The sequence below is a fragment of the Streptococcus parasanguinis genome (assembly GCF_001074805.1).
GTDB lineage: Bacteria > Bacillota > Bacilli > Lactobacillales > Streptococcaceae > Streptococcus > Streptococcus parasanguinis_A.
In genome coordinates this window covers 1-21,734 of the sequence record NZ_JUPI01000139.1, presented here as the reverse complement: position 1 = coordinate 21,734, position 21,734 = coordinate 1, and the positions used below count along the sequence as shown (strand labels likewise).

The window sequence follows — 21,734 nt, the reverse complement described above, 5'->3', positions numbered from 1 at the left end:
GTGCGGAGGTGGGACAACGAAATCGAATTCTAACGAATTACCGATTTCTGTCCCACTCTCTTTCTTTTATTTCTTCCGATGAAAGAACCAGCCCACTAACATCTTGAAGACTTGAATCAAGATGAGAGCGAGAACCGCCATAATGGCGCAGATAAGCAGCGTTTGAAGTCTCAAGGGACTCATGTTAAAGAATTTACCTAGGATACTGCTTGAAACCAGAAAAGCTAGGATATTTCCTAGAAGAACCAGTCTCTTGTAGTGATTGAGAGGCTGGGATTCTTGGTAGATGATAGTAAAGCCGACGAAGGCCATCAAGCAGATGGCTGCACTCGAGAGTTCTTCCGACTTTATGCCAAACGCTGAAGAGAACAGTACTAAACTAAAGATCAGTATAAAATCCGTCAAGGCAGCAGGCAGTGCATTTTTAAAGACTGTTTCGATAAAGCGTCCTTTGATGCGCTCGCTATTGGGCTCAAGCGCTAGGAAGAATCCTGGAATCCCAATTGTAAAACCACTGATCAAAGACATCTGTGACGGCATGATGGGATAGGTAAAGGCTAAGAGCGTCACTGAGATAGCCAACAAAATGGAGAAGATATTCTTGATCAAAAAGAGACTAGCTGATCGTTGAATGTTATTGACCACACGCCGACCTTCGGCCACGATAGACGGCATCTTCCCAAAGTCAGAATCCAGTAAGACCACTTGCGCCATCTTTTTGGTCGCATCATTTCCAGATTCCATCGCAATACTACAATCCGCTGTTTTTAAGGCTAAAATATCGTTGACACCATCTCCGGTCATAGCGACCTTGTGTCCTTTTGCCTGCAAGCCTTCTACAAGGCTTTTCTTTTGCTCTGGGGTCACCCGACCAAAGACTGTATACTGGCTCGCCGCTTGGTGCAAGTCTTCTTCCGTCAGTAAGGTTCTGGCATCGATCAGATCTTCAGCTCCTTCAATTCCTGCTTTTTGTGCAATAGCTGAGACGGTAGCAGGGTTGTCCCCTGAAATGACCTTAATGGTTACACCTTGTTCTTTAAAGTAGGCGAAGGTTTCTTTGGCATTTTTTCTCAAAGGATTGGAGAGAATAATCCAGGCTACTAAATCTACAGGAGCCTCTAACGTCTCTCTAAGGTCTTCTCCCCTATATTTCCCAAAGGCCAAGACCCGATTACCTGCCTGCGTAGCTGGGGCGATCTCTTTTTCAACCTCAGAGAAGCCTTCTCTTAAGACAAATTCTGGAGCGCCTAATACATAGATACCCGATTCAAAGGCAATGGCCCCATACTTTTTTTTGGACGTAAAGGGTAGTATTTCAAGAGTCTTCCAATGCTGGCTGACTGACGTCTTGTGAAATTTTCGGATCGAATCCATGGTATCGTTTTGATCCATACTAGCTTCTACATACTGAGCTAGAGCTTCCAAGTCGTGAACGTCTTTAACTGGACGAATCTCTGTCACTTCCATACCAGGCTCTGTAATGGTCCCTGTCTTATCGACACAAAGGACATCCACGCGCGATAAGGTCTCAATCCCCTTCATGCTATTGAGCAAGACCTTCTCCTTGGCCAATCTGACTGCTCCCAGAGCCAGTGCCAAGGTCATCAAGAGGTACAAACCTTCTGGAATCATCCCGATCAAGGCTCCGACTGTTGAAGTCACACTGAGCTTAAGGCTATCGCCTAGGCTAATATAGCTACGAAGAAAAAGGAGGGAACCTAGCGGAATGATAAGGAGACCAATGATCCCTACGATGCGGTTAACTGCATGAACCATATCAGACTCCTCATGGGACTTGACCTGCTTGGCTTCCAAGCTCAATTGGTTGATGTAGGAGTCATTCCCCACTTTTTCCAATCGTGCCAGCCCTTGACCAGCAATCACAAAGCTACCTGACATGAGCGCATCTTGCGCTCCTTTTTTGACCTCATCAGCTTCACCTGTCAATTGAGATTCATCGACTTTTAGCTCGCCCTCCAGCAAGACCCCATCCGCATAGATCTGATCTCCAGCTTGAAAGCGAACGAGATCACCCTCCACCAGCTGATCGATAGGTAGAGCGACTTCTTTGCCTTCGCGAAGAGCGATCGCCTCACTCATGTGTAGAAATTGCATCTGACGCAAGATCCGTCTAGAGCGGACTTCCTGCACAATACCAACTAAAGAGTTGACCACGACAATCGGGACAAACAAGAGATTGTTCCAAGATTTCACTGCTACCAGCAAAATAGCCAAAATCAAAAATATCAGATTAAAGTAGGTAAAGACATTGTCTCGAATGATCTGTCCTAGGCTTTTTTCTGTCTTGATTGTGACCTTATTTTGCTTGCCCTCTTGGATCTTTTTCGCTACTTCTTCCTGACTGAGTCCTTCTAATCTATCCATTGCTTTCCTCACTCATGTATTTCCAAGGGCAATCCTTCTGGATCGAAGAAAAATGCCATTTTCTTACCATCAAAGTCATCATAGCGAAGGCCTGTATTCTCAATACCTAGCTGATCCAATCTAGCTAGATACACCTCGACATCTTCCACTTTAAAGGCTAGATGACGCAGTCCCGCATGCTCGGGCAAGGGAAGCTTAGGCCGTTCTGGGGCCGTCGGTTTGATGAAGAGTTCTAACGTCAGCTGGCCCTGACGGAGATTGATCAAGATATCTCCGCGTTCAGGACGGTCATATTCACTGACAATCGCAAAGCCCAACTGGTCAACATAGAAATGCAACATGGCATCGCGATCCCGTCCAATGATGGCAATATGATGAATCATGTCTAACTTCATCTGGTCCTACTTTCTATTTTCTATAAAAAGAAAAGGGAGTGGGACAAGCGCCCTTTTTCCCTATCCTTATGATTGTTGCAATACTTTCCGAGGCTTGGTTCCTTCAGCAGGTCCAATCACACCGGCTGCTTCCAACTCTTCCATGAGGCGAGTCGCTCGGTTAAAGCCAACTGACAAGCGGCGCTGAATCATCGAAGCACTGGCTTTTTGAGTTTCAACCACGAGCGCCTTGGCCTCTTCAAAGAGAGGATCGCCTTCATCAGAGCCACCCATGCTTCCGTCAAAGTCCGACTCCGATACTTCGCCTGGATCAAAAGCATCATCATAATCGGCTTCTGCCTGTTCCTTGACAAAGTTGACAATCCGCTCCACATCGTCATCTGAGATAAAGGAGCCTTGCAGACGAATCGGGTGGTTTTCATCGATCGGTTTAAAGAGCATGTCTCCGCGACCGAGTAGTTTCTCTGCCCCATTTTCATCCAAGATGGTCCGTGAGTCGGTCCCAGATGATACCGCAAAAGCGACACGGGAAGGCACATTGGCCTTGATCAAACCTGAGATAACGTCAACCGATGGCCGTTGGGTTGCAAGGATCATGTGGATCCCAGCCGCACGCGCCTTTTGTCCAAGGCGAATAATGGCATCTTCCACTTCTTTACTTGCGACCATCATCAAGTCTGCCAACTCATCGACAATGACCACAATCAATGGAAGTGGTACTTGCTTCATCTCAGACTGGGCATTGTACTCAGCCACCTTGGCATTAAAGCCAGCAATATTCCGAGCGCCCACTTTCGAGAAGAGCTCATAGCGATTTTCCATCTCATCAACGACCTTCTGCAGGGCCCGACTAGCCTTGCGTGGGTTGGTCACCACTGGAATCAAAAGGTGAGGAATATCATTGTAAACAGAAAGCTCCACCATCTTAGGATCGACCATCATAAATTTGACTTCGTCCGGACGGGCCTTCATCAAGATACTCGAAATGATCCCATTAACCGCTACTGACTTACCAGATCCGGTAGAACCAGCTACCAAGAGGTGGGGCATCCGGGCCAAATCAAAGGTCCGAGCAGAACCATCTACAGCCTTCCCAAGAGGAATCTCAAGGAGTTTGGCAGGATCAGTTTTGGACTGCTCCCACAATTCACGGAAGGAAACGGTCGCAATCTCTGAGTTGGGCACTTCAATCCCGACCAGAGACTTCCCTGGAATCGGCGCTTCGATCCGCACATCCTTAGCTGCCAAGGCCAAGGCCAAATCATCTGCTAGATTGGAGATGCGGTTGACCCGCACACCAACAGCCGGCTTGACCTCATACTTGGTAACAGAAGGACCGATCTCCGCCCGCTCCACTGTCGCCTTGATGTTAAAGCTTGCAAAGGTCTCTTCCAAAATGCGGATGTTCTGGCGAACGATGTTTTTCTCTTTGGATTGATTTTTGGGCTTGTCAGGTGCGAAGAGATCAATCGTTGGAAGCTTGTACTGGAGGAGTTCCTTAGGTGTGAAATCCACTTGAACCTCTTCCCCATCGTCCTCGAATTCTTCGACTTCCGGAAGCTCTTCGTATGCTTCAGGCTCTTCCGGCCATTCTTCATCTGGCAGGTAGATTTCTGGTGTTACTGGTGCAACAATTTCTGCTTCTGGGAAAGACTCTGTGACAGGCTCTTCCGCCATCACTTCTCCTGTTTCAGGATCCACAGGATGCCCTTCCATAGAAAGGGGAGTTGGAAGAACAGCTCTTGCTTCTTCTTGCTCTCTTTCAGCTGCAGCAGCTTCCTCAGCAGCTCTCGCTTCTTTTTCAAGGAATTTCTGCTCGCGACGCTCTTTGCGTTTTTCCATAGAAGCATGGAAGGCTTCGGAGCCCTTTTCAAACAAATCATAGATGGAGTAGGGACTCATCAAGAGGATCCCCAATCCAATAAAGAGAAGACCGATAAAATAAGAGCCAATATTTGAAAATAGGAAGGAAATCGGAGCATAAAGAAGGGCACCGATCATACCACCACCCGCAAAACTCTCCACCCGCAGATGAATCAAGTCTGCCATGATTCTTGAAAAGGTAACCTTGATTCCATTATTGTCTAAATGAAGCGAAGATACAAAGAAGGCCTGAAACATCAGGAGAATCCCAGCAAAGAAGCTTAGGAAGCCTGAAATCACCCCTTCGTGTTTATCCAGCCATTTAAAGGCATAAAGGTAGAAAAAGGTCGCTAAAATAGCCAAGTAAGCCAAACTCCCAACAAATAGTCGGATCAAGTTGTATGCCAAGACCCCTACTGCTCCCAATTTCAAGGCCGCAAAAATTAAGACCAGACTAATCAGAATGGTCGCAATCATGCGATGAATTGCTTTTTTTCTTTCTAATTCTGCTTTGGACAGTCGTCTTGTCGACCGTGTTTTTTTTGATTGATTATTGTTTGCCATAACCTTTATTATATCACATTTCCAAGCTAGTTCTCTAGTAAAATCACTTTCACAAATTTGTAGCAGAAAGCAGAAAAACAGCACCGAGTGGGCACTGTTCTTTAGAGCTGTTTAGAACGATATTCAATGATGTTCAAATTCCAAAATGGATCTTATTCAGATTTTTTATCCTCCGGTGTGATGGTATCTAGAACTTGATCGACCTTTTGCTCTCTTTCCAATTCGTTATCCATTTGAATGATATCGATTTGATCTTGTACATTTGTCTGCTGGACTTGTGGTTTGTATAGCGAGGCAAATCCTATTCCAATCACCAAGAGACTCGCTCCAAGGATGCAAAGTCTTTTGACATGCCAAGCCATCGGCAAGGGAATGTTTGCTCGAACCCCTGATTTCTTAACCCAATCCGGATGGTCTCGCATCACACGATTTGCTGCCATCAGAGGCATAAGGTAGCCAAAGAGCGCAATGACCGTAGTCAACCCAATAACTCGAAAACGATTCTGATTCGACGGAGAAACGCGGTTCACCTCCATCAGGACCATACCCGTAATCACCAAAATAATGACCAGCAATAGTCCCAAAGATCTCCAAAAACCTTCTCTACGGTAGCATTTCAATTCATCAAACGACATCTCGTTAAAATTCTTATTCATTATTTAATAACTCCTTGTGTTTCTTCAGGTATTTCTTCCCATACCATTCTTCCAGCGATTTTCCTTCAAACTCGCGATATTCTTCTGAATATTTATTTCGATAGTAACCATACAGTGAATGGGGTAAAAGTAGTATAAAATACATACCCAAAAATATCACATTCATTAGAAATATCATACCAATCACTGATACTACACCTATAATATCGGTTCTAACTTCTCCGATTTGTGGAAAAAAGAATTTTAAAACCATCCAAATTGCAACAATTCCTCCAGCAAATCCTGTAACTAATTGAATTTGTTTAGATTGAGAACCATTATCAGTTTGTTTTTCATATAATCGAGTTCGAATTGAAGATATTCTTTTTCGAATAATCATCCCATCAATAATTCCAATTAGAGAATAAATTACAAGTAAACCAGGAATGGTTAAAGTTCTCCCAAAAGCACTAATAAAGAATAAATTAACAAACAATATCATCCATATTATATACAAGTTTCCATTTAGAATGCTAACATATGGAACTTTTGCAGTGTATTGTTTTCGACAATTGACTTTACTTATGGCATACCACAAAAAACCGCACAAGAAAAATAACCAGTATGGTAAAAAATTGATGCCCCAAGTTTTCACAGTCATGTCATTCTGTTGATATGCAATATTTGAATCGGTTATTGCAGATAGTCCAAACAGGAACAAAATCCCCAAAAATGAAAATAGTTTCCTCGCAATACTAAATGGCTTTGTATAGATTTTCCGACTATTTGTGTCCCTGACCATATAATCGATAAAGCCATCGTGACGCAAACGACGGCTCTCATAAAAATTGGCCCTAAAGATTGATTTTTTCATTCTTATCTTCCAATAACTCCTTATATTTTTTCAGGCTCTTTCAATTAATGTCTATTTCGATTGGAGGATTTACAGATGACTGTCTTCATCCTCCAAGTATTGTTTAGCCTTTCGAACGATATAGAGCGACTCATCTTCTGAGACTAACTTATGAAAGAGATCATTGGCTCTGTGCTGATCTCCTTTGAGAGCAGCATTCAAGGCTTGGTAGTAGATGATTTCCAACTGCTGGTACTTGAAGTCATTGCTTAAGTCTTCAAAATAATCATTGCTTTGGTGTGCAATGGTTAAATCATAAAGAGCGAGACAGACCTCTTTTGTTTTCTCTGCCAGTATAGGGTCTGTAATGGTCAATCCATTTAACTGAGCCTCTAGCTCTTCTCTAGACAAATCAGGATCTGTAAGGACGATTGATCGCATGAGATAACTCTCAAAAAAGTTCTTATATTTCTGCGGTAGTTCCTTCTGACTGATTGCTTCTCTAGCTTCCTTGATGACAGCATCGAAATCTCCCATCATAAAAGAATAGGCGACCGATGTTAGCTTCATATCTATCTGTAAAATGGGCTTTTTCACATTCTTGTTCAACTGAAGGTATTGCTGCCAAAAAGCTATATCTAAGTCTACATGCAGCAAGGTGTTGCACTTGTTAGTGTAGCTCTTCTTGATCCATTGGATGAATAAAAACAAGCCTGCAAGGACCAATAAGACGCCACCCGTCTGAAGAAGAGTATCTCTAACCACTAATCCTATACAAACAATCAGAAGCATTGCCAACAAGCCCGCAGATCTAATATAGAGTCTATAGTTTTTTCGTAGAGTTTTATAATCCAATTTGTATCCTCCTATTCATGATACGGTTTTTGAGGGAATTCGTTCATTTTCCAACAAAACAACTTATCTTCCATCATACCGGATTTTCTATCTCTACGCAACTTCCTTCTTAATTAGTGATTTAAGCCAAAAAGAAAACACCCTTACGGGTGTTAGCATTAAACTACCGAGCCACAATATCATGTTTAAAGTTCGACTTTTCTCTCACTATCTATTCCGAAGTCAGCAGCAGACTATTTCCCACTATACCGATATCCACAATGAAGAACCCTAAAAATCCTAGTTTGTCACTTTTCAATGTTTTTCAACTCTGACCGTTCCTTTTTCGTAGCCGTCATACATCGGGCTGTACCGACTCACGTAAGTGCGAATATCATGTGAAGAGTCAGACTGCTCAAAAAGCGACAGAGAACCCCATTGTAAAATTCCATCATATTGCTTCCCATCAACGGTCAACTCAATATCTTCTCGATCAAAAGGATACGTCTTCTCCTCACCCTGCTCCTTTACTATCACATGATCTCCATCAATCTTGATCCAGGATTCTTTATTGAGCGAGGCAGTTTTTGTCTCCATATTATCAACCGACAAATAATAGATCCCATTAATTGGCCGATTGGACTCCACCAAGTTCATGATGATCGCTCCGACAAAAAGAATCGGAAAAATCAACAATAACCATTTCCATTTCTTTTTCCCCTTCTTTTTAGGAAGTTCCGCCTCAGGAAAAGGCAGATTAGCTGTTAGAGTCGAAAGTCTCTCAGACTCCTGCTCTGGATCTGGCATAAGAGAAGATAAAGAGTGATGTTCACTCGCTAACCATTGCTTGGCCATCTGGACAAAATACAGACGCTCATCTTCTTGCGCAATCTCTTCAAATAAAGAAACAGCCAGCGCCATATCTCCCTTTAAATGGGCATTTAATCCTTTAAAATAACGATTCTCCAAGCGTTGAAAAGCCTGTGAACCGCTCACATGATCAAAATAATCATTCGGTTGTTGGTCCACAAGAATGTCATAGATAGCCAATTGTTTCTGAAGGGCTTCATCTTTTTCCGCCTCATCCTTGAAGGAAATATAAGAAAACTTCTTCTGAATCTCTTCCTTGCTGATGCCTTTTCCTGAAAGAAGGGAAGATTTTATGAAAATTCCTAGGAGGGATGAACGATCCGTCTTAGCAATATTTTGATTTTGTAAATACTCTATTCGATCGATTGCCGATGAGAAATCTCCGATCATGTAGCAATAGACCACACTAGCAAGACGGGCAGATTGTTTGCTTATACTAAATCTAGCACGATTTCCCGATTGAGACCATTCATACCAAAAATCGATCCCAGTCGAAGCATTTAGAATCTTAAGAGCTTCTTTTCCAAACCATTTATTCATCAAAACATAAAGAAGAAATAGAAGACCAAGCACTACTAGCAAGGTATTCGAATAAAAGTCTGGATGATCCAGATACAGACTAGATAAATAGAAATGGCCTACAAATAAACTGATAATCCCAATCCAAAGTAGTATGACATATTTTTTTCTTAATTTGCTATAACTCATTTGATAATACCTCTTTTAGTGTTATCTCCCATCATACCGGATTTCATCCCTATATGCAACTTCCTTCTTAATTAGTGATTTAGGCCAAAAAGTGGATTCAGAAGGAGACCTGCTAAAATCGTAATCTGCCATGTCGCAGCCACAAACCATGATTCTCCATAGATAGAAGCCATTGATAAGGGAGCAAAAAAAGAGAGTACCTAGGATACCAAACCAAAGGGCTCTCGCAAAATGTGATGATTTTATTTTTTGATGATCAATCTCTTGTCGTTATCCTATTATACAGGATTTTGGAAATGTGCGTATCTGTTTTCTGGAAATTTCAAAAATCTACCTGTCGTTCAGATAGCTACTGACTGTCATCTTTTAAATGATGGTTGGAATCTCATCATCGTCTTCAAAATCTTCCACCTTCTCTTCTCCTGGAAATGGTTTTTGCAAACGTCCAAGAATAAAGCGTGCAATCGGTCCAACAATGAGGAAATTCAAGGGTAACGCCATGATAAAGTTGCTTCCCCATGCCCCAAGATAGGTCGTAAGTGAAATGGGAACGTGGTTATAGAGTAACCCGTACAATGACATAAAGGTTACCATGAGCAGAACCATTCCTCCTGAAATAGTAACAATCTTTTGCCAGCGCTTATGATGATCTTTCAAAAATTTGAATGCTAGCCCTTTGACAAGTGGTCCCACAATCAAAACGTCCAATAAAAAGGCGGTCACAAAACCAGGTAGGTAGCCCATTGCCAAATGGCTCCAACTAAACTGGTCAACCAAAACAAGGTTCCAAATGGACATCCCGAGGACCATCATTCCACACATCATAATTGTAAAAATTATTGCTTCTTTAAAATTTCTAGGCATTTTCTTCTCCTTTTTTTCAAATTTGGATTAGTCTATCATAAAAAAATTTTTTTCGTAAGCGAATTTGCTGAAAATCTTAAAGAAAGTGTTTTCACTAAAAATTTTATCCAGATTTGAAAGTATCGCAAAATTAAGGTACAATAGAAGTTAGACTAATGTGTTGAAAGGATTAATATGAAAAAATTAATTGCCCTACTATTATTTTCCGGCTTGGCTTTAACAGCTTGTTCGTCAAATAAGACAGACGCTAACTCTTCAAGCTCAAGCAAAGAAAAGACAGAGCAGACAGCAACTTCTAGCTCTAGTGAAAAAGATCAAAAGAAAATTGAAGAAGAACAAAAGAAATTAGAACAACTGCGCAAAGATTTTAACGATGCCATGACCAATGAAAATGCCGTCTTCCCACAACTTTCAACTGACGTGGCTGAAGACGAAGCGGAGGTTAAAATCACAACGACTGAAGGCGACATCACTGTGAAGCTCTTCCCTAAATATGCCCCACTTGCAGTTGAAAACTTCTTGACCCATGCAAAAGAAGGCTACTACAATGGCTTACTTTTCCATCGTGTCATTAACAACTTTATGATCCAAACTGGGGACCCTAAAGGAGATGGTACAGGTGGTGAATCTATCTGGAAGGGCAAAGACAAATCTAAAGATTCAGGTACTGGTTTTGAAAATGAGTATTCTCCATACCTTTACAACCTTCGTGGAGCCCTAGCCATGGCCAATTCTGGTCCAAACACCAATGGTAGTCAATTCTATATCAACCAAAATAAGGAAGATATTTCTAGCAAGCTCCCGACTGACCGCTTCCCAGCTAAGATCATCGATGCTTATAAAAATGGTGGAAATCCAACCCTTGATGGTGGCAACTACACTGTCTTTGGACAAGTCATCGATGGCATGGATGTCGTCGATAAAATTGCATCTGCCGAAACTGATGATAAGGACAAACCAAAAACAGACATCAAGATTGAAAAAATCGAGATCTTAAAAGACTATAATTTCAAAAAATAATGAAAAGAGAACCGCGCGGTTCTCTTTTTAAAATATTGATAAACATTTTACATAAAATTACCTAATAGATTCATTGGTAAATAAAATCAATTATAATTATTTGAGACATTCATCTACTGAAACTTTCCGCCGTGAGAAAAGTGTCTGAAACAATACAGTTTCAGGCACTCGGAATTATTGAGACCTTAGGCTCAATAATTAGTCATGGAACTTCTACGAAGTTCGCTGACGTCCGTACTCACCTAAGGAAAGTTTCTAAGAAGTCTTTAACTTCAATCTGAAAAGAGAACCATACGGTTCTCTTTTTGTGTTTACGTTAATTCATTAAAGTCCCAGATTTGGTCCATCCAGCCTTCATAGAAGTCTGGCTCGTGGCAAACCATGAGGATAGATCCCTTGTATTCTTTCAGGGCCCGTTTCAATTCATCTTTGGCATCCACATCCAAGTGGTTAGTCGGCTCGTCTAGTACCAAGACATTGTTTTCACGATTCATCAAGAGACAGAAGCGTACCTTGGCTTGCTCTCCACCGGATAACACCTGGATTTGGCTCTCGATATGCTTGGTGGTCAACCCACAGCGGGCAAGGGCAGCACGGACCTCTGCTTGGTTGAGAGCCGGAAAGGCATTCCAGACTGCTTCAAGCGGTGTCTGACGATTGCCTCCTTCGACCTCTTGCTCGAAATAGCCAAGTTCTAGGTAATCTCCACGTTCTACTTCTCCAGCGATCGGTGGAATGATTCCTAGCAAGCTCTTCAAGAGAGTGGTTTTCCCGATCCCGTTGGCACCGATGATGGCTACCTTTTGATTGCGCTCAAACGTTAGATTCAAAGGCTTGGTCAAAGGACGGTCATAGCCAATCTGGAGATCCTTCGCCTGGAAGATAAAGCGTCCCGGAGTCCGGGCATTTTTAAAGTCAAAGGAGGGCTTTGGTTTCTCACTTTGCAACTCAATGAGTTCCATCTTGTCCAGCTTCTTCTGACGAGACATAGCCATATTCCGTGTAGCCACACGCGCCTTATTACGGGCTACGAAATCTTTCAAATCAGCAATTTCTTTTTGCTGACGCTCATAAGCCGCTTCCAATTGCGACTTCTTCATTTCATAGACTTCAAGGAATTGGTAGTAGTCTCCTGAATAGCGGGTTAACTGCTGATTTTCCACATGGTAGACGATGTTGATCACATCGTTCAAGAAAGGAATATCGTGGGAAATGAGGACAAAGGCATTTTCATAATTTTGCAAATAGCGCTTGAGCCAATCAATGTGCTCTGCATCCAAGTAGTTGGTCGGCTCGTCAAGTAGCAAGATATCCGGTTTTTCAAGGAGGAGTTTGGCCAAGAGAACCTTGGTCCGTTGCCCACCTGACAAGGAGGTCACATCCGTCTCCATCCCAAAATCAATGACCCCAAGAGCACGCGCCACTTCATCGATCTTGGCATCCAAGGTATAAAAATCACGACTTTCTAGACGCTCTTGGAGTTCTCCAACCTCTTCCATGAGGGCATCGACATCAGCTCCGTCTTCCGCCATGGCCATATAGAGGTCATTGATCCGAGCTTCAGCTGTGAACAACTCATCAAAAGCTGTCCGCAAGACATCGCGCACCGTTTGTCCTTCTTTTAGGACAGCGTGTTGGTCCAGGTAACCAGCAGTCACATACTTAGACCACTCCACCTTTCCTTCGTCTGGTTGCATCTTACCGGTCACGATGCTCATGAAGGTCGATTTTCCTTCACCATTGGCCCCGACCAGACCGATATGCTCTCCCTTTAGCAAACGGAAAGACACATCCTCAAAAATCGCACGGTCCCCAAAACCGTGACTCAAATTTTTCACTTCTAAAATACTCATGCTTGACTCTCTTTCATTGATTTCACTCGTATGATTATATCATCTTCAACTCAAAATGAAAAGGGAGTCCAACTCCCTTTAGAATATATAAAAATAAATTATAAGTAAGATAGGTTACGCGATTTTGTCAAGAAATCAAAATAAGTTCTAACTTATGAATTTCATAAAGAATATACCGAAACTTTCCGCCGTGAGAAAAGTGCTAGAAACATTATTGTGTCTAGCACTCGGGAGTTTTGAGACCTTAGGCTCAAAACTAAGTCATGGAACTTCTTTGAAGTTCGCTGACGTCCGTACTCACCTAAGGAAAGCTTCTGGCATACTTTTATTATAGATCTGAAGAAAATCCAACTCCCTTTTCTTTTACAAATCTAAGTCTGCGTATGGTTTCCTGTAGCCCACTTGAACCACTTTTCCGTCTTTGACAAGTAGGGGGCGCTTGATCAGCATACCGTCGCTAGCCAAAAGATCCGCTGCTTCTTCTATTGTCAGTTGATCTACCTTATCTTTCAAGCCGAGTTCCCGGTATTTCATCCCGCTGGTATTAAAGAAAGATTTGATCGGTAGGCCAGATGCTGCTATCCAATCCTGTAATTCTTGACTAGTCGGTGTTTCGGTTACAATATTTTGGCTCTGAAACTCACATTGGAGACCGTCCAATTCTGATTTAGCCTTTCGACAAGTCGAACATTTTGGGTATTCAATAAAGGTATACATCGATTTCATTTCTCCTTCCAGGTAATTCCTTCGTGTTGTAAGAGCCAGCGTTTATGATCGAGTCCAGACGCATAGCCTGTCAATTCTCCATTTTTTCCCATCACGCGGTGACAAGGGACTAGAATTGTCAAGGGATTGCGCCCAACAGCTTGTCCCACGGCCTGAGCAGAACCACAAGAAAGATCCTGGGCAAGCTGCCCATAGGTCTTGGTCTCACCATAGGGGATCTCTCGCAACAACTGCCATACCCGCTCTTGAAAAGCTGTGCCTTTTGGCGCTAATGGAAAGCTGATGGGAATTGGATCTCCCGCAAAATAATGGTCCAACCACTCCTTCACCTTCTCATGGTAGGGATGGAACTGCTCCAGCGCCCCAAAAGGATCAGGTGCATCTTCTTTCGGATCATAAAAATCAAGCTCTACAAGGCCTTCCTTACTGACAATGATCGAAAGAAGTCCCATAGGGCTCTCATAGAATTGTTTAAGATAGAGTGTCATTGTAGGCCGCTTCTGCTCTTTGGTCCCAGCGGTCCTCTTCTGAGACCACTTGGAACAAACTGGTTTCTGCTTTTCGTTTGATCTTTTGATAAGCCAGACGGACGCCATCAATTGGGACCTTTCCACAATAATGGTAGCCTAATTTTTCAAGCAAATGTTGCATGACCAGATTATCTGGGTGGGTATCGCAACGGAAATCAGGCCCTTTTTCTCCTTCAATTAAACCTTGAAGGAAGGTCTGAGCCACCCCTTTGCCAGCAGCTTCTTTAGCCACAGCGACACGATGAAAGGTAACATACATATAGTTGTCATGCTCCCACTTGCCATCGTAAATCTCATTATAGGCCGCTTCATTTCCCTTGTGGACGGCTGCATAAGCGACGATTTCCTGATCTTCAACGGCCACATAACCACGACTTTCTAGAATATCCTCAAAAATGATCTCTTCATCTGGATAACCATCCTGCCACTGATCGACCTGTCTTTGAGCCAAGCTTTCCTTAGCATCTTGGATGATTTCCATAATTCGCTGGATCTCATTTGGATAAGCCATTCTAATTTCCATCCTGCTTCCAACCTTTCCTACTCTTGATGGTAACGAGCATAAAGCTCACTCTTTTGCAGGCCGTATTGTTTGGCGACCTGTTTGATTGCTTGATTCTTCTTCATCCCCTCTTGGACCAAGGTATCGACCTCTTGGATCAAGTCGACCTCTTCTAGGTCTAACTCTTCTTCTTTGGCTCCTTCAACGATCAAGAGGCACTCCCCTTTGAGGGAATTTTCTTCCAGAAATGCGACTAACTCTGAAATGCTGCCGCGAGTATATTCTTCGTAGATCTTGGTCAATTCACGAACCAAGACAACCGGACGATCCCCATAGACAGCCAACATATTCTCTAAGGTCGCCTTCACCCGATGGGGCGATTCATAAAAGATCTGTGTCTCCGGATAGGCCACTTTTTCTTGGAAAAAGGCCTTTTGCTGTCCCTCTTTGCGAGGCAGAAAGCCATAAAAAATATGAGGTTGAGGGGCTAGGCCACTGGCAATCAAGCCAGTAATCCCTGCACTTGGACCAGGAACAGCTACGACAGGAATCTCGCGTTCAATCGCTGCCTTGACCAAATCATGACCAGGGTCAGAGATACTTGGGAGTCCTGCATCTGAGACCTGCGCCAAATCTTTTCCAGATTCTAAATGGGCGATCAGATCTGGAATTTTCTCCTGGGCATTATGTTCATGAAAGCTAGTCTGGGGAGTCCTAATCTCAAAATGCTTGAGCAAGAGGCCTGTATTTCTGGTATCCTCAGCTGCGATCAAGTCCACATCCTTTAAGGTCTGGACCATGCGGTAACTCATATCTTCACGATTGCCGATCGGTGTTGGGACTAGGTAAAGGACCCCTGTTTTCTTTTCCCCTTTAAAACTTCGTTGGATCTGCATGCTTACTCCCTAAATAACAACTCGTCACAAAACATACACTCTTCATCGTTCTCACGGCGTTGGCCGTAGGAATAAGTACAAATGTGAAAACCATCATTGTAAATGCGTTGCAAATTTTCACGGCCATGGTGTTGTGACTTTGCGGATGCGGTCTTCTCAACTTCCCCCAAACGCTCTCTCAATTTATCATTTTCTAAGCGAAGAGCTGTATTTTCTTCGATGACTTGTTTCAAATTTTTCTTGATGGCTTCGACTTCAGCCAAGGTGACCAACAAATTCTGAGAAAAGCCGTCTAAAGCATCAAATAATTCTTTTTTATTCATTCTGACTCCTTAACTTTCTAAGCTCAAAACCATATATTCTAGAGCATTTTGAAAAGAAACATTGGCCTTCCACATGGTGCGAGCAAGACTCAATTTTTCCAGCAGCTTCTGGGATCTGCTCAAGCGCAACTGCTCTTCTAAAGCCAACTCCATCAAACGAAAAGCCTGGCTTTGTTTTTCCTTATCATCTGCTAAGCTCACCAATCGGGTCACTTCCAAATAGGCGCTATTCAAATTGGAGTGACAACATTCGATGAACTGATTACAAACTTTCGCCAACTCAAAAAAAGTAGCATTCTTTTTTTGCTGCTCTGCCTCTTCAAGACTAAAACTAAATCGAGCTACTAGACTTGCCTGCGATTTAATCAAACCTTCTTTTTCTAGACGTTCGGTAAGGTAGGCTTGCTTTTTGGGAAAATGGACCTGCTGGGCCCGACTCTTGATGGTCGGTAAAATCAAGTTTTCATCGGATGTCAACAAGAAGAGATAGATCTCACTCTGGGGCTCTTCCATAACTTTCAAGAGAGAGTTGGCCGCATTGGTGTGCATCTTATCCGCATCTTGGACGATAAAGACCTGCCGACTTCCTTCAAATCCTGATTGAGAAAAGTCTTGAACCAGCGAGCGAATACGCTCAGTCTTAATGATCTGGTTGACTGGACGCACGATCTTCACATCTGAGAATTCTTCTTCAGCAATCAAGCGGCAGGAACGGCATTTGCCACAAGGCCAGACTCCCTGCAAATCTTCACAAAATTGACTTTGAGCTAGCAAGAGGGCCATCTCAAAACTGGCAAACGAACCTGTAAAAAGATAAGCATGACTGAGCTGTTTGTGTTCTAGGATCTGGGTGAAGCGCTCCACCAATTCTGGTTGGAGCTGTTGGATCTCTTCTAGATTCATTTCAATGTCCCCAAGCGATTTTCTAAAACAGCTAAGACATCCGTAAAGACTGCTTCAAAGGATTGACTGGCATCGATTTTCACGATGCGCTCTGGTTCCTTTTCATACAAGGCTAAATAACCTTGTCTGACCTTTTGGTGAAGTTCCAATCCTTCCAAATCCAAACGATTGACTTCCCGCTCCTGGTTTTTCGCAATTCGTGCGAGCCCTTCTTCGACATCCAGATCAAAGTAAAGGGTTAGGTCTGGCTTAAGACCATCTGTCGCGAATTGATTGAGCCACTCGATGTCTTCTACACTCAGACCGCGACCATACCCTTGATAAGCCACCGAGCTGTCAATAAAGCGGTCCATCAAGACAACCTTCCCACTTGCAAGGGCTGGCAAGACACGTTCCACCAAATGCTGCCGGCGACTAGCAATATAGAGCAACAACTCGGTCTTGGCATCCATACTAGTATGGTCTGGATCCAAAATGACTTGGCGGATCTTTTCGGCAATGTCGACACCACCTGGTTCACGAGTTGTAATAAAAGGGATTCCTTTTTCTTCAAGTAGAGGCAAAATGGCTTCTAGGACCGATGATTTTCCCGCTCCTTCTGGACCTTCAAATGAAATTAATGTACCGTTTACCATAGTATCCTCTTTCTGTTTTTCTTCTTTTTATTTTACCAAAAATAAGGGTAAAAATCTTGTATTTTAGGAGAGAAAATTTTTCAAAGTCATTTTCATTTTTTCACTTTTTTGTTACAATATTCTTATAAAGTTTTAGGAGACAACCTATCATGTTTAAATTTAAAGATATTCTGGCTATCATTTTGGGGGCCGGCATTTTTTCATTTGGGATCTATTTTTTGGTCATTCCCTTTCACTTCTATGAAGGAGGAGCAACAGGGATTACCTTGATCACCTATTACCTCTTCAAAATCCCTGTATCCATCATGAACTTGCTGATCAATATCCCTCTTTTCGTTCTGGCTTGGAAGCTGCTGGGCAAGAAATCTCTTTATCTGAGCTTACTGGGGACCTTTTCGGTTTCGGCTTGGATGGCTATTTTTGAAGCCATGCCCCTCAGCCACCGCTACCATCACTTCATCTTTGACGCCTTTAAAGGAGATATTCTCCTTGCCTGTATTGCCTCAGGGGTTGTGCTTGGTTTGGGGCTAGGGATCATCTTCAATGCTGGAGGAACCACTGGAGGAACAGATATCCTCGCTCGCATCTTTAATAAATACACTTCCCTCAGTATGGGAAAACTCATGTTAATTGTAGATGCCATTGTTCTGACAACTGTTGTCGTAGTCTTCCAAGATGTCCGTACCGCCATGTATACTCTCTTCTTCATCCTGATTGACACCCTTGTGATCGACTTGATTGGAGAAGGTGGTTTCGCTGGAAAAGGCTTCCTCATCGTTACATCTAAACCAGAAGAAATTGCCCAAAAGGTATCTGACGATCTGGGTCGCGGGATTACCTTTATCCGTGGGATGGGCTATTACAGCCGTAAGGACCTGGATATCGTTTACTGTGTCGTTTCGCGGAATGAGATGAAACAAATGAAAGACATCATCAATCGTATTGATCCATTCGCCTTTATCACTATTTCCGAAGCCCATGAAATTCTCGGCGAAGGCTTCACTTTAGATAAAGAAAAACAACCCATTACCCGTTAATAGAAAAATCAGACTGGATTGTCATCCAGCCTGATTTTTTATTAAATAGCTTTTGCGGTTGTTCGAATGATTTCATCGACTTTCAAACCGTTGGCTTCAAATTTAGTACGGATCCCTTCTAGATCTGTCACCCCATCAATTTGAACTTCGATGACGACACGATCGTCTTTGGTTGGGATATTGACTGTATTTGCGATGTTATACCCTTCTTCTACAATCAAGTGAATGATTTGTTCTAGAACGCCAACCTTATCTTCCGTCACGAAGCGTACACGGACTCCTTCTTCTCCATAACCGGATACTTCAAGGAAGGCACGGAAAATATCACGGTCCGTGATGACACCGGATACTTGCTCATTGTCTACGACTGGAAGAATTCCCACCTTGTTCTTATACATGAGGTAGGTCGCATCTTCTAAGCTAGCAAATTTTGAGACGGTAATGACATCACGAAGCATCACATCTTTGACCTTGGTTTTGTTCAACAGATAGTTCATCTCAAAAATAGACAAGCTTGTTGCTTTAGATGGACTTGCTTCTGCAATCGTACCTTCTGTCACCAAGCCAACTAATTGATCATTTTCAATGACCGGCAAACGGTGTAAGCCTTGTTCGCGCATCAAATCTGCCGCATGAGCAATTGTCGTATCTGGACTAATGTAAACCACTTTACGTGTCATAAAATCTTTAACAGCCATAACAAGTTCTCCTATGCTTTTATTAGTTTTATTATACTTGATTTTAAGAATCATTTCAAACGCTTTCAGCAGTTTTCTCTTGTTTTCAAAATTTAGAAAAATCAAACACACGTACCTTTTTATTCAACATTTAAATCTTGCAAACTAGTCTTAGTCACTAGTAACCGATTTATTAGAAAATAAGGAAAGTACAAATACCACAATAGATAATAATATGAATGCACCCCAAGCAAACTGAAAGTTCCAAATGGATAAACTTGTAAACAAAATAGTTGCTAATGGCATTGATAATACTGATATAACCTTAAAAAAACTACTAGTTTGTGCAAGAATTTCCGGTGGAAGTTTTGCCATTAATAGACTATTTAATTTGGGATTTACCTTACTACTAAGATACATCATAAATGCCAACACACTAAAGGAAATAATTTCCAAACCATTTATCCAACCACATATTCCTATTAAAATTAATAATCCACTATCTATTTGAAGTATTTTAATAAGTGAAAGCTTAGAAAAATAATCATTAGGGGTCATTCCACCAATTAGGGCTGAAACAAATAATATTGTTTGAAGTAAAAACACCGACTGAGCAAAAGATAAACCAAAGGGAGTTATTTCTGTAAATTTCAAATTGTACATTATTAAAATAGCACCGCCTAGCGAATTTAATCCTAAAATTGAAAAAATCATTAGACCAAAACGTACTTTCTCTTGATATTTAAATATACTTTTACTATTTTTGTAAAGGTTCTTAATTTGTGAGATAAACCCATTTTCTGGTGAATAATTAACTTCTGGATGTGTCAATTGTCTTTGAATTTTAAGCAACACCATCGATGATAATAAGAAACTTATAGCATTTATTGTAGCTAAAAAGAAGAAATTATTATGAGAAATCGTTAGTAACCAAACTCCCAAAGTTTGACCAGAAATCAAAGTTATTTGACTAATTACTTGATCAAAAGAGTACGCTTCCATCAGTTCTTCTTCGGGAATGTGGGACTGAAACATAGGTAACACTAGGCCTCTTCTGTACTCTGCAATACAATCTGATAGGATGTTAATGAAACATACAATTGAGAAAACTAGCCATGAATTTTCTTTCGATAAGAACGCAACCATAATAAATAATACTGCTTGTATATATCCTAATAATAGCAACCACAATTTCTTATTCTTTGTTTTGTCAGCCTGCATTGCAATAAAAAGAGCAAAAATCGTTGGAATATATTGTATAAAACTCGCTACACCAACCGCCAATTTACTATTCGCCATACTTGCTGCAAAAACCACAAAAACAAGATTATAAATAGTTGATCCTAAATCATCGAAGAAACTAGACAACACCAGATTCCTAAAAAAAATATTTCTAAAAAAGACTTTCATCTGCAATACCTTCTTAGTAGATACTTAATAGACATGACTTAAATTCTAATAAAAATATTTATTATTAGAATTATTTTATTCTTCTATATGAATTAACAAAATATCGAAGGATTTAATTGTTATATCTAAATATAGTTTACTACTAAATTTTAAATATTTAACAGAGTTTCAAATATGAAATATCCTATCTCATACATCTAATCTTTTGCCTAATTTATATGTATCCCAAACTGGTCCAATTTCACCTCTAAAATATTAATCAGTTGACTATCACCAACAACTCGAAGAGACTCTATAAACTGTTTAATTTCCTTTTTAGAAATTTTTGACTTTAAATAACCATTTACTAATTTTAAAAATTTTAACAACATGATTTCTAGCATATCATATGGGAAAAGAAGCTTTTCTAGCTCGAGTATAAACAATGGAACTTGAGTATCAATTTTTCTTAAAATTAATTCACCAATTAAATTTATGTACGTTAATTTTAAAGAACTTAAATTGTGTTTAAGAAAATTATAATCTTTAGTCCTTTCCGCAAGCTGATCCCCAAAAAATAATAGATCTTCATCTGAAATTAAAGTCATTGTATTTCCAAATACATATAATTCAAACCATGTCCAAGATTCAATTGAAAATAGATAATCTACCAATACTTTTCTATCTTCTATATTTATTTCATAGTTTTGATCTAATGAATGTATCGCATTTTCAATAATGAATGACTGAATTCTTTGATATCGATCCGTCTCTTCACTCTGTAATACTTCGGTTAATAGATACTCTAATCCTTTAATATCCTGTTTCAAAAATAAAGTGGATATCTTCTTACCTAAAATAATATCTTTAGGTAATTCATAATTATTTAATTTATGGCCAAACTCTTCAAAAGTCATGTGGATTGATTCTATCGCTATTAATAATTTATCAGCACTTAACATCGTTTGCCCATTTTCAAATTTAGACAATTGTGCTATGCTCAATCCTTTCCTAGCAACATCCTTTTGTTTTAAGCCTCTGGCAATTCTTAGTTCCTTATATAATTCACCCAATTGAATTTTTCGATCTATATGCATAACTTATAATCCATTTCAGTCATTAGTAATTACGTTTATTTTACCAAATTAATAAAGGAAATTATATATTTTAAATTATTTTACTAAGAAAAAATCTCAGCCAGTAAAAATGAAAAAAGAGAGTGGGACAGAAATCGGTAATTCGTTAGAATTCGATTTCGTCGTCCCACCTCCG

General features: G+C 41.1%; 21 protein-coding genes and 1 pseudogene. 2 read left to right on the top strand and 20 right to left on the bottom strand.

The window, feature by feature from the left end; all coding sequences use genetic code 11:
• Positions 1 to 66: 66 nt before the first annotated feature.
• From ADI76_RS09970 to ADI76_RS11415, 9 genes and pseudogenes are all read right to left on the bottom strand, one after another.
• Positions 67 to 2,385, bottom strand: coding sequence for an HAD-IC family P-type ATPase (locus ADI76_RS09970; protein ID WP_049516229.1), 2,319 nt, complete (start codon positions 2,383 to 2,385; stop codon positions 67 to 69).
• Between the two features lie 8 nt (positions 2,386 to 2,393).
• The gene (locus ADI76_RS09965; RefSeq protein ID WP_049472077.1) at positions 2,394 to 2,780 is read right to left on the bottom strand and encodes a VOC family protein; all 387 of its coding nucleotides are present in this window, start codon (positions 2,778 to 2,780) and stop codon (positions 2,394 to 2,396) included.
• Positions 2,781 to 2,846: 66 nt separating this feature from the next.
• Complete coding sequence (locus ADI76_RS09960; RefSeq protein WP_065428414.1) at positions 2,847 to 5,207, bottom strand: DNA translocase FtsK; 2,361 nt, start codon at positions 5,205 to 5,207, stop codon at positions 2,847 to 2,849.
• Positions 5,208 to 5,359: 152 nt separating this feature from the next.
• Complete coding sequence (locus tag ADI76_RS09955) at positions 5,360 to 5,863, bottom strand: hypothetical protein (RefSeq protein ID WP_049516227.1); 504 nt, start codon at positions 5,861 to 5,863, stop codon at positions 5,360 to 5,362.
• Positions 5,856 to 6,716 (bottom strand): ABC transporter ATP-binding protein, encoded by an 861-nt coding sequence (locus ADI76_RS09950; protein ID WP_049516224.1) that lies wholly within the window; start codon positions 6,714 to 6,716, stop codon positions 5,856 to 5,858. The genes ADI76_RS09955 and ADI76_RS09950 overlap by 8 nt, the downstream gene beginning before the upstream one ends.
• Positions 6,717 to 6,785: 69 nt before the next feature.
• Positions 6,786 to 7,550: a hypothetical protein gene (locus tag ADI76_RS09945; protein ID WP_049516222.1), complete on the bottom strand. Its 765-nt coding sequence runs from the start codon at positions 7,548 to 7,550 to the stop codon at positions 6,786 to 6,788.
• A gap of 294 nt (positions 7,551 to 7,844) precedes the next feature.
• Complete coding sequence (locus tag ADI76_RS09940; protein WP_049516220.1) at positions 7,845 to 9,107, bottom strand: hypothetical protein; 1,263 nt, start codon at positions 9,105 to 9,107, stop codon at positions 7,845 to 7,847.
• Positions 9,108 to 9,190: 83 nt separating this feature from the next.
• A pseudogene (locus ADI76_RS11755) lies at positions 9,191 to 9,298 on the bottom strand (multidrug resistance efflux transporter family protein); the annotation flags it as partial.
• A gap of 175 nt (positions 9,299 to 9,473) precedes the next feature.
• Positions 9,474 to 9,689, bottom strand: coding sequence for a hypothetical protein (locus tag ADI76_RS11415; RefSeq protein ID WP_152905784.1), 216 nt, complete (start codon positions 9,687 to 9,689; stop codon positions 9,474 to 9,476).
• A gap of 456 nt (positions 9,690 to 10,145) precedes the next feature.
• On the opposite strand from ADI76_RS11415, the gene ADI76_RS09930 reads away from it, so the two are divergent.
• Positions 10,146 to 10,991, top strand: a complete 846-nt coding sequence (locus tag ADI76_RS09930; protein WP_041826410.1) for a peptidylprolyl isomerase — start codon at positions 10,146 to 10,148, stop codon at positions 10,989 to 10,991.
• A 311-nt stretch (positions 10,992 to 11,302) separates the two neighbouring features.
• On the opposite strand, the gene ADI76_RS09925 is transcribed toward ADI76_RS09930, so the two are convergent.
• The 8 genes from ADI76_RS09925 to tmk form a co-directional block, all read right to left on the bottom strand.
• On the bottom strand, positions 11,303 to 12,844 hold the full coding sequence (locus ADI76_RS09925) for an ABC-F family ATP-binding cassette domain-containing protein (RefSeq protein ID WP_049516216.1): 1,542 nt from the start codon (positions 12,842 to 12,844) through the stop codon (positions 11,303 to 11,305).
• Positions 12,845 to 13,207: 363 nt separating this feature from the next.
• Positions 13,208 to 13,561: an arsenate reductase family protein gene (locus tag ADI76_RS09920; RefSeq protein ID WP_023918792.1), complete on the bottom strand. Its 354-nt coding sequence runs from the start codon at positions 13,559 to 13,561 to the stop codon at positions 13,208 to 13,210.
• A gap of 5 nt (positions 13,562 to 13,566) precedes the next feature.
• On the bottom strand, positions 13,567 to 14,058 hold the full coding sequence (locus ADI76_RS09915; protein WP_049516214.1) for a methylated-DNA--[protein]-cysteine S-methyltransferase: 492 nt from the start codon (positions 14,056 to 14,058) through the stop codon (positions 13,567 to 13,569).
• Positions 14,042 to 14,623, bottom strand: a complete 582-nt coding sequence (locus ADI76_RS09910) for a GNAT family N-acetyltransferase (protein ID WP_049516212.1) — start codon at positions 14,621 to 14,623, stop codon at positions 14,042 to 14,044. The genes ADI76_RS09915 and ADI76_RS09910 overlap by 17 nt, the downstream gene beginning before the upstream one ends.
• A 17-nt stretch (positions 14,624 to 14,640) precedes the next feature.
• On the bottom strand, positions 14,641 to 15,498 hold the full coding sequence (gene rsmI, locus ADI76_RS09905) for a 16S rRNA (cytidine(1402)-2'-O)-methyltransferase (protein ID WP_049516209.1): 858 nt from the start codon (positions 15,496 to 15,498) through the stop codon (positions 14,641 to 14,643).
• 2 nt (positions 15,499 to 15,500) lie between these two features.
• On the bottom strand, positions 15,501 to 15,821 hold the full coding sequence (gene yabA / locus ADI76_RS09900; protein WP_014713697.1) for a DNA replication initiation control protein YabA: 321 nt from the start codon (positions 15,819 to 15,821) through the stop codon (positions 15,501 to 15,503).
• Between the two features lie 9 nt (positions 15,822 to 15,830).
• The gene (locus ADI76_RS09895) at positions 15,831 to 16,724 is read right to left on the bottom strand and encodes a DNA polymerase III subunit delta' (RefSeq protein ID WP_049516207.1); all 894 of its coding nucleotides are present in this window, start codon (positions 16,722 to 16,724) and stop codon (positions 15,831 to 15,833) included.
• Positions 16,721 to 17,359, bottom strand: a complete 639-nt coding sequence (gene tmk, locus ADI76_RS09890) for a dTMP kinase (RefSeq protein ID WP_049516205.1) — start codon at positions 17,357 to 17,359, stop codon at positions 16,721 to 16,723. Before tmk ends, ADI76_RS09895 begins: the two co-directional genes overlap by 4 nt.
• Before the next feature lie 149 nt (positions 17,360 to 17,508).
• On the opposite strand from tmk, the gene ADI76_RS09885 reads away from it, so the two are divergent.
• Positions 17,509 to 18,396, top strand: coding sequence for a YitT family protein (locus tag ADI76_RS09885; RefSeq protein ID WP_049516203.1), 888 nt, complete (start codon positions 17,509 to 17,511; stop codon positions 18,394 to 18,396).
• 41 nt (positions 18,397 to 18,437) lie between these two features.
• On the opposite strand, the gene ADI76_RS09880 is transcribed toward ADI76_RS09885, so the two are convergent.
• The 3 genes from ADI76_RS09880 to ADI76_RS09870 form a co-directional block, all read right to left on the bottom strand.
• A complete protein-coding gene (locus tag ADI76_RS09880; RefSeq protein WP_049516201.1) occupies positions 18,438 to 19,094 on the bottom strand; it encodes a CBS domain-containing protein in 657 nt (218 codons plus the stop codon).
• 150 nt (positions 19,095 to 19,244) lie between these two features.
• The gene (locus ADI76_RS09875; RefSeq protein ID WP_049516198.1) at positions 19,245 to 20,483 is read right to left on the bottom strand and encodes an MFS transporter permease; all 1,239 of its coding nucleotides are present in this window, start codon (positions 20,481 to 20,483) and stop codon (positions 19,245 to 19,247) included.
• A 209-nt stretch (positions 20,484 to 20,692) separates the two neighbouring features.
• Positions 20,693 to 21,535, bottom strand: a complete 843-nt coding sequence (locus ADI76_RS09870) for an Rgg/GadR/MutR family transcriptional regulator (RefSeq protein WP_239683636.1) — start codon at positions 21,533 to 21,535, stop codon at positions 20,693 to 20,695.
• Between the last annotated feature and the right edge of the window lie 199 nt (positions 21,536 to 21,734).

Bases quoted from the DNA above. Each gene is read 5' to 3' on its own strand.
- ADI76_RS09930 (WP_041826410.1), top strand. From the start codon at position 10,146: ATGAAAAAATTAATTGCCCTACTATTATTTTCCGGCTTGGCTTTAACA.
- ADI76_RS09955 (WP_049516227.1), bottom strand. From the start codon at position 5,863: ATGAATAAGAATTTTAACGAGATGTCGTTTGATGAATTGAAATGCTAC.
- yabA (WP_014713697.1), bottom strand. From the start codon at position 15,821: ATGAATAAAAAAGAATTATTTGATGCTTTAGACGGCTTTTCTCAGAAT.
- ADI76_RS09965 (WP_049472077.1), bottom strand. From the start codon at position 2,780: ATGAAGTTAGACATGATTCATCATATTGCCATCATTGGACGGGATCGC.
- ADI76_RS09880 (WP_049516201.1), bottom strand. From the start codon at position 19,094: ATGGCTGTTAAAGATTTTATGACACGTAAAGTGGTTTACATTAGTCCA.
- tmk (WP_049516205.1), bottom strand. From the start codon at position 17,359: ATGGTAAACGGTACATTAATTTCATTTGAAGGTCCAGAAGGAGCGGGA.
- ADI76_RS09940 (WP_049516220.1), bottom strand. From the start codon at position 9,107: ATGAGTTATAGCAAATTAAGAAAAAAATATGTCATACTACTTTGGATT.
- ADI76_RS09875 (WP_049516198.1), bottom strand. From the start codon at position 20,483: ATGAAAGTCTTTTTTAGAAATATTTTTTTTAGGAATCTGGTGTTGTCT.
- ADI76_RS09910 (WP_049516212.1), bottom strand. From the start codon at position 14,623: ATGGAAATTAGAATGGCTTATCCAAATGAGATCCAGCGAATTATGGAA.
- ADI76_RS09915 (WP_049516214.1), bottom strand. From the start codon at position 14,058: ATGACACTCTATCTTAAACAATTCTATGAGAGCCCTATGGGACTTCTT.
- ADI76_RS09895 (WP_049516207.1), bottom strand. From the start codon at position 16,724: ATGAATCTAGAAGAGATCCAACAGCTCCAACCAGAATTGGTGGAGCGC.
- ADI76_RS11415 (WP_152905784.1), bottom strand. From the start codon at position 9,689: ATGTCATTGTACGGGTTACTCTATAACCACGTTCCCATTTCACTTACG.
- rsmI (WP_049516209.1), bottom strand. From the start codon at position 15,498: ATGCAGATCCAACGAAGTTTTAAAGGGGAAAAGAAAACAGGGGTCCTT.
- ADI76_RS09960 (WP_065428414.1), bottom strand. From the start codon at position 5,207: ATGGCAAACAATAATCAATCAAAAAAAACACGGTCGACAAGACGACTG.
- ADI76_RS09925 (WP_049516216.1), bottom strand. From the start codon at position 12,844: ATGAGTATTTTAGAAGTGAAAAATTTGAGTCACGGTTTTGGGGACCGT.
- ADI76_RS09950 (WP_049516224.1), bottom strand. From the start codon at position 6,716: ATGAAAAAATCAATCTTTAGGGCCAATTTTTATGAGAGCCGTCGTTTG.
- ADI76_RS09885 (WP_049516203.1), top strand. From the start codon at position 17,509: ATGTTTAAATTTAAAGATATTCTGGCTATCATTTTGGGGGCCGGCATT.
- ADI76_RS09970 (WP_049516229.1), bottom strand. From the start codon at position 2,385: ATGGATAGATTAGAAGGACTCAGTCAGGAAGAAGTAGCGAAAAAGATC.
- ADI76_RS09920 (WP_023918792.1), bottom strand. From the start codon at position 13,561: ATGTATACCTTTATTGAATACCCAAAATGTTCGACTTGTCGAAAGGCT.